This window comes from Paenibacillus sp. CMM36, from assembly GCF_053570945.1.
This window is the reverse complement of the sequence record NZ_JBSEDY010000079.1, coordinates 1-535: the sequence shown is the minus strand read 5'-3', so window position 1 is coordinate 535 and position 535 is coordinate 1. Positions and strand designations below refer to the sequence as shown.

1 protein-coding gene is annotated in these 535 nt (G+C 49.5%); it reads right to left on the bottom strand.

The features are described 5' to 3' along the window. The coding region (locus ACWA2B_RS27970; RefSeq protein ID WP_449292885.1) for a condensation domain-containing protein at positions 1–535 on the bottom strand (535 nt) is incomplete at both ends.

The window sequence follows — 535 nt, the reverse complement described above, 5'->3', positions numbered from 1 at the left end:
CCGCTTTCACGCCTACTTTTCCGGTCGGAATCGAAGTTTGCTGATCATAGCCGAGCAAATAATCCTTCCAGTAGGAAGCTGCTGCTGCTTCATCCTGTGCTTCAAGCCACTCAATATACTGACTGTATGGAGTCACGGGGGCAAGCTTCGGCTGTCTATGCTCCACGGCTGCAAAATAAGCCTCAAACACCTCATCCGTGACTAACGCCACACACCAGCCATCCATCAAGATGTGATGAGAGCTCCACACAAAATAATAATCCTCATCACCTGTTCGTAAAATCGCCACGCGCATCAACGCATCCCGGGACAAATCGAATCCGGCTGCCTTGTCCTTGCGAATAAATTCCTGCACATACGCGTCACGTTCCTGCTCATTCAGATGACGCAAATCTTCACATCTGAAACCAACCTCCTTGCGGCGGAAAATCACCTGCACAGGCTCATCCTGCCAACCGCTGATGAAATTAGCTCTAAAGATCTCATGCCGCTGCGCCAAATGATTCAAGCTATCCTGGAAAATATCCGCTTGGAA